Below are 6,943 nucleotides of genomic sequence, written 5' to 3'. Positions count from 1 at the left end.
CGCAAACGCCTCCAACTCACCACGCGCCAAAGTCATCTCGTCCGGAGTCACACCCACTCAACGCCACACCGGGCCCGAAGGACACGCACCAGGACAACCAACCTGACCAAGCACTACTAGCCCCTCCGCCCGCAGCCGGCCCGCTCACAGCCCCTCCGCCCGCAGCCGGCCGCGGGGGCCGTGGGCGGTTCAACGGGCCGTGGACCCGGCTGCTGCCGTCAGCCGTCAGACGGGCGTCCGGGCCGGCAGCCGGGCGACGGGCGGGGCAAGCCGGGGTCCGGCCGCCTCCGGGCGCCCGGGCCCCGGCTCGTCCGGCGGCACGGACCCCGGCGGCTCCCCCAGCGCCTCGGGGGTGACGCCGCCGCGCAGCAACGCCGCGCCCAGCGGCGTGAGCGTATGCAGCACGGAGTTGCCGTGGCGCAGGGTCACCACCAGGCCGGCCTCGCGCAGCACCGCCGCGTGCTGGCTCGCGGAGGCGAGCGACACCCCCGCCCTGCGGGCCAGCTCGCTGGTGGTGCTGCCGCTGCGGATGGCCTGCAGGACGGCGGAGCGGGTGTGGCCGACCAGCCGGCCCAGGGAAGGCCCGCCGGGCTCGTGGAAGGCCGGGCCGCAGCGGTCCGCGACCGGGTAGACGAGGACCGGCGGCAGCGTGGGGTCGCGGTAGACCACGGGCGTCCCGCGGCAGAAGAACGACGGCTGGAGCAGCAGGCCCCGGCCGCCGAGGCGCAGTTCGCGGTCGACGGGGTAGTCCGCCTCCAGCACGGGTGCGCGCCAGCGCAGCACGGGCGACAGGGAGTCGAGGAGTTCGTCGGGGCCGCCGTCCAGCAGCGCACGGCCGCGCACGGCGCGGTCCGCCTCGATCCTGGCCTGCAGATGGGGCCAGTACGGCTCGACGGCGGCGCGGAAGTAGCCGTGCAGCGCGCCGACGAGCCGGGCGAGCGGCTCGGCTCTCCCCTCGGCGAGCGCGGCGAGCCTGCCGGGCAGCCCGGGCACACAGGCGCGGTCGGCGGCCGCCAGGGCCAGCTCGGCGCGCAGCCGGGCGGGCGGGGTGGCGCGCAGGGCCTGGAGGCCCGCGTCGAGCCCGTCCCGCGCCTCCGGCGGGGTCAGAAAGTCCGGGAAATAGCCCTTCGGCGGCACCAGCGCCGAGAGCAGCCGTGTTTCACCGTTCAACCGGGCGCGGGTTTCGGACCGCCATTCCCCGAAGACCGTCGCACCGCGCCGGTCCCGCAATCGGTGAAAGCTCAGAATCGTTTCCCACAACACGTCCGGCCTGGCCGCCATCCGCACCCCTGCGAGGTCGTCCCCGGTGAAATGGATACGCAGCACTGAACCCCCACTGTTGCATCCGCTAATTGTCCCGATCCCCGAGTATGCACGCCATCACAGGCCGTCACCACGGAGTTTCGGCCACAGTTGAAACGCCTCGCGGGCCCGGGGTGACAACCGAAAGGCTGTACGACGTCGGGCATGAATCCTTCTGTCACCGATGTGACGTGGCGAAGACCGTGGGGGGCTTTGCGCGTCCGGCGGCGGCTGGCAGAGGGTGCGGCTCCGTGCCCGGCATGGGTAATGGGGCACGGCCGGAGGATGGGGATCCACCGGCCGTGCCCCGCCCGGATTTTGCACAGCGAATGGCAGAGATTCGATTGCCGTTAGCGCGAACGGACGTACGGAATTCAACAGCAGGCAGCGGAAGTCCGCGGGAAAGCATGCGCCGCGACCGGCCGGGGCCGAGAACTCGGAGCGCTCTCAGAGCAGTTACAGAACGGACGTGCGCCCGCGGGACTATGCCGCGTGCGCCTTGCCCCGCGGGCAAGCGGAAGGGGCGGACGCCCCGCACAAGGCGTCCGCCCCTTCCTCTTTCACCCCGGAGCCGCCGCAGGAGTGCGGTGAGGGTGAGTCCTCCCGCGGCGGCTCCGGCGCCCTTCGCAGGCGCGCCCGCAGGCGCCTGGCGGGCCCCGCGGCGTCAGCGCGAGTCGCTGCCGGGGGCCCCCGACGACACAGCGGCCGCCCGGCCCGCCTCCAGCCGCGCCACCGGGATCCGGAACGGCGAGCAGGAGACGTAGTCGAGGCCGGCCTCATGGAAGAAGTGCACCGACTCGGGGTCGCCGCCGTGCTCGCCGCACACGCCCAGCTTCAGATCCGGGCGGGTGGCGCGGCCTGCCGCGACGGCGTCCCGGACGAGCTTGCCCACGCCGTCCTTGTCAATGGTCTCGAACGGGGAGACGCCGAAGATGCCCTTTTCCAGGTAGGCGGTGAAGAAGCTGGCCTCCACGTCGTCACGGGAGAAGCCCCACACGGTCTGGGTGAGGTCGTTGGTGCCGAAGGAGAAGAACTCGGCGGCCTCCGCGATCTGGTCCGCGGTCAGCGCGGCCCGCGGAAGCTCGATCATCGTGCCGAGCGCCAGCTTCAGCTCCACGCCGCTGGCGGCCTCGACCTCCGCGATGACCGCTTCGGCCTCCTCGCGGACGATCTCCAGCTCCTGCACGGTGCCGACCAGCGGGATCATGATCTCGGCGCGCGGGTCTCCCTTGGCGTTCTTCCGCTCGGCCGCGGCCTCGGCGATGGCCCGGACCTGCATGGTGAACAGTCCGGGGATGACCAGGCCGAGGCGGACGCCGCGCAGGCCCAGCATCGGGTTCTGCTCATGCAGCCGGTGCACGGCCTGGAGCAGCCGCAGCTCGTTCTCGTGCGGCTCGTGGCGGGCCTCGGCGAGCGCCACGCGCACCGACAGATCGGTGATGTCGGGCAGGAACTCGTGCAGCGGCGGGTCCAGCAGCCGTACGGTGACGGGCAGCCCGTCCATGGCCTCGAACAGCTCGATGAAGTCCTGCTTCTGCAGCGGCAGCAGGGCTTCGAGCGCCTCCTGCCGCTCGTCGTCGTGGTCGGCGAGGATCAGCTTCTCGACCATCTCGCGGCGCTCACCGAGGAACATGTGCTCGGTGCGGCACAGTCCGATGCCCTGGGCGCCGAACCGCCGCGCCCGCAGGGCGTCCTCGGCGTTGTCGGCGTTGGCCCGCACCCGCAGCCGGCGGACCCGGTCCGCGTACGCCATGATCCGGTGGACGGCTCCGACCAGCTCGTCGGCGTCGTCGGCGCCCGCGTGCATCCGGCCCTCGAAGTACTCGACGACCGGGGAGGGCACGACGGGCACCTCGCCGAGGTACACCTTGCCGCTGGAGCCGTCGATGGATACGACGTCGCCCTCTTCGATCACCCTGTCGCCTGCGGTCATCCTGCGGCGCTTGGTGTCCACCTGGAGCTCCTCCGCACCGCAGACGCAGGTCTTGCCCATGCCGCGGGCGACGACGGCGGCGTGGGAGGTCTTGCCGCCGCGGGAGGTCAGGATTCCCTCGGCGGCGATCATGCCGTCGAGGTCGTCGGGGTTGGTCTCGCGGCGGATGAGGATGACCTTCTCACCCGAGCGGGACCACTTGACGGCCGTGTAGGAGTCAAAGACGGCCTTGCCGACCGCCGCGCCCGGCGAGGCTGCGATGCCCCGGCCCAGCAGCTCGGCTTTCGCACCGTCGTCAAAGCGCGGGAACATCAGCTGCGCCAGCTGCGCGCCGTTGACCCGCTGCAGAGCCTCGGCCTCGTCGATCAGCCCCTGGTCGACAAGTTGTGTGGCGATGCGGAAGGCCGCGCCCGCGGTGCGCTTGCCGACGCGGGTCTGCAGCATCCACAGCTGGCCGCGCTCGATGGTGAACTCGATGTCGCACAGGTCCTTGTAGTGCGTTTCGAGCGTCTCCATGATCTGCATCAGCTGGTCGTACGACTTCTTGTCGATGTTCTCCAGCTCTGCGAGCGCCACGGTGTTGCGGATGCCGGCGACGACGTCCTCGCCCTGCGCGTTCTGCAGGTAGTCGCCGTAGACGCCCTGGTGGCCGCTGGCGGGGTCGCGGGTGAAGGCGACGCCGGTGCCGGAGTCGGGCCCGAGGTTGCCGAAGACCATGGAGCAGACGTTGACGGCCGTGCCGAGGTCGCCGGGGATGCGCTCCTGGCGGCGGTAGAGCTTGGCCCGCTCGGTGTTCCAGGAGTCGAAGACGGAGCGGATGGCCAGATCCATCTGCTCACGCGGGTCCTGGGGGAACTCGCGGCCCGCCTCGGACTTGACGATCTTCTTGAACCGCTTGACCAGCTTCTGCAGGTCGCCGGCGTCCAGGTCGGTGTCGACGGTGACCTTCTTGGCCTCCTTGGCCTCGTCGAGAGCCTCCTCGAACAGCTCGCCGTCGACGCCCATGACGGTCTTGCCGAACATCTGGATGAGACGGCGGTAGGAGTCCCAGGCGAACCGCTCGTCGCCGGACTGCTTGGCCAGACCCGCAACCGAGTCGTCGGAGAGGCCGATGTTCAGGACGGTGTCCATCATTCCGGGCATCGAGAACTTGGCGCCGGAGCGTACGGATACCAGCAGCGGGTTGTCGGCCTGCCCGAGCTTCTTGCCCATGGTCTGCTCGAGGCCGGCCAGGTGCGCGCTGACCTCGTCGCGCAGGGCGGGCGGCTCCTCGCCGCTGTCGAGGTAGACCTTGCACGCCTCGGTGGTGATCGTGAAGCCCGGGGGGACGGGGAGACCGAGGTTGGTCATCTCGGCGAGGTTCGCACCTTTTCCGCCGAGCAGGTCCTTGAGGTCCTTGTTGCCCTCGGTGAAGTCGTAGACGAACTTCTGATCTTTGATTTCCGACACGGGTCTCGACTCCTCGAGGACTCGGTGGCTGCCCTGACGGCGAGGAACATACCCAGATCAAAGGCGTCTGGGTACGTCCACTTGCGCGTCATACGGCCTTAACCACTCGTCCGCCAGCAGATCGAAAGTGACTGCCGCGTAGTAAGCCGCTTCGACCTCCCTTCACCCGCCGAAGCGCACTTGACTCAAACCAGAGATTACGCGCTCACATGAGCGCCTCCATCGGCTTTTGTTTTCAAGTCTTGAAGCCAAAAGGGGTGGCACCCCGTGCCACCCCTTCTAGATCTGGAGCGAGGGGCCCACCCCCTCGAGACCGCTCATCTGAGCGCAACCCCTATCAAGGGTGGCGAGAATCACGCACTCCTACACGTCCCGATTTCATCATCCGGACTCACCGACGGGTGCCCGCAACGCGCCGGAAACACACCGTCCGAGCATCGCCGGATCCACCTCCTCCAGGCTCCCGGCGAAGACCCGGCGGGCCGACGGCTCCACCGGCAGCAGCGAGGGCACCACCAGCACCGCGCACCCCGCGGCCTCGGCGGACACGCTGCCGTCCGGCGAGTCCTCCACCGCCACACAGTCCCCGGGGAGCGCCCCGAACCGCTCGGCCGCAGCCCGGTAGGGGTCGGGGTGCGGCTTGGTCCGCACGGTGTCGTCCGCGGACAGCGTGAACGCGAACGGCACTCCGGCCAGCGCTCCCTGTGCCACCGCATCCACAACGACCCGCGGCGAGGCGCTGACCAGCGCGAACGGCACTCCGTCAGCTTCCAGCGCGGACAGCAGCCGCCGGGCGCCGGGGCGCAGCGGCGCGCCCGCGGCCACCTTGGCGAAGAACGTCCGGGTCAGCTCGGCCGCCACGCGCGCCGCGGACTGCGGGCCTCTCGCACGGGTGACCCGTATGAGATGGGCGGCGGTGTCCTCGACGGCGCGGCCGACGACCTCGGGCGCGTCGGCGTCGCCGAGGTCGTGGCCGAGCCCGGCCGCGACCTCCTCGGCCGCCTGCCACCACAGGACCTCGGTGTCGACGAGGGTGCCGTCCATGTCGAAGAGGACGGCGGCGGGGCGGGGCGCGTCAGGGCTCACTCGGGGGCCCCGGCAGCTGCGGCCCCGGCAGTCGCCGTCGCGGCCGCCGCCTCCGTCGGCGTCTCCGCCGGCGACGCCGACGGCACGACACGGACCGGGCGCTCCGCGAGGCCGATCCGGACGCGGGCACCGGGTGCCAGGTCCACTGCGTCGCGCGAGGGGACGTCCGCGGTGATCGTGCCGACGCCCGCCAGCTCCGCGTGGACGCGGGTGACCGCGCCGAGGAAGGAGGCGGAGGCGACGACCGCCTCGCCGTCCGGTTCGGCGGCCACGGCGACGTTCTCGGGCCGGATGAGCACCTCCACATCCCGTACGGCGGTCGGCACGTCGCCGTCCACGGGCAGCCTCTGCCCCGCTACCGCCACGGTCCCGCCGCCGGTCAGCAGACCCGGCAGCCGGTTCATGGTGCCGATGAAGGAGGCCACGAAGGCGGTCGCGGGCCGCTCGTACAGCTCGGCCGGGGCGGCGCACTGCTCCAGCCTCCCCGCGTTGAGGACGGCGACCCGGTCCGCCATGGACAGCGCCTCCTCCTGGTCGTGGGTGACGAACACGGCAGTGACGCCGAGGGAGAGCTGCAGCCGCCGGATCTCCTCCCGCAGGCTGAGCCGCACCTTGGCGTCCAGCGCGGACAGCGGCTCGTCGAGCAGCAGCACCCGCGGCTCGAGGGCCAGGGCGCGGGCGAGGGCCACGCGCTGCTGCTGGCCTCCGGACATCTGGTGCGGAAAGCGGTCCCCGTGGTCGGGCAGACCCACCAGGTCGAGGAGTTCGGCGGCGCGGGCGTTGCGCCGGGCGGCCGGGACCCTGCGGACGCGCATCCCGAAGGCGACGTTGTCGCGGGCGCTCAGATTGGGGAAGAGGCTGTACGACTGGAACACCATCCCGGCGTCGCGCCGGTTGGCCGGCACACCGGTGATGTCCTCGCCGTCGAGCAGCACCTCGCCCGCGTCCGGGTGCTCGAATCCGGCGAGCACCCGCAGAGCGGTGGTCTTGCCGCAGCCCGAGGGGCCGAGGAGCGCCATCAGTTCGCCGGGCTCGACACTCAGATCGAGGCCGTCGAGGGCGACGGTCGCGCCGAACGCCCGGCGCAGCCCGCGGAATTCGACGCGCGCGCCGGACGCCGCTGCGGCGGCCGGGCGTGCCCGCTCGGCCTCGGCGGTGGGGGTGGACATGGTC

Annotated in this window: 4 protein-coding genes; all 4 read right to left on the bottom strand. The window is 71.6% G+C overall.

Annotated features, from left to right (window positions below):
* Window positions 1-225: 225 nt before the first annotated feature.
* Complete coding sequence (locus QCN29_RS21545; protein ID WP_279930131.1) at window positions 226-1,326, bottom strand: ArsR/SmtB family transcription factor; 1,101 nt, start codon at window positions 1,324-1,326, stop codon at window positions 226-228.
* Between the two features lie 640 nt (window positions 1,327-1,966).
* Window positions 1,967-4,684, bottom strand: a complete 2,718-nt coding sequence (ppdK, locus tag QCN29_RS21540) for a pyruvate, phosphate dikinase (RefSeq protein WP_240138124.1) — start codon at window positions 4,682-4,684, stop codon at window positions 1,967-1,969.
* A gap of 381 nt (window positions 4,685-5,065) precedes the next feature.
* Window positions 5,066-5,770 (bottom strand): HAD family hydrolase, encoded by a 705-nt coding sequence (locus QCN29_RS21535; protein ID WP_279930128.1) that lies wholly within the window; start codon window positions 5,768-5,770, stop codon window positions 5,066-5,068.
* Window positions 5,767-6,939, bottom strand: a complete 1,173-nt coding sequence (locus QCN29_RS21530; protein WP_279930127.1) for an ABC transporter ATP-binding protein — start codon at window positions 6,937-6,939, stop codon at window positions 5,767-5,769. The genes QCN29_RS21535 and QCN29_RS21530 overlap by 4 nt, the downstream gene beginning before the upstream one ends.
* Window positions 6,940-6,943 lie beyond the last annotated feature (4 nt).

Source organism: Streptomyces chengmaiensis (genome assembly GCF_029846775.1).
In the GTDB taxonomy this organism is placed as follows: Bacteria; Actinomycetota; Actinomycetes; order Streptomycetales; family Streptomycetaceae; genus Streptomyces; species Streptomyces chengmaiensis.
This window is presented reverse-complemented; position numbering and strand designations above follow the sequence as displayed.

What these genes read in the sequence shown, in the direction of transcription:
- QCN29_RS21530 (WP_279930127.1), bottom strand. Translation starts at nt 6,939, where the DNA reads ATGTCCACCCCCACCGCCGAGGCCGAGCGGGCACGCCCGGCCGCCGCA.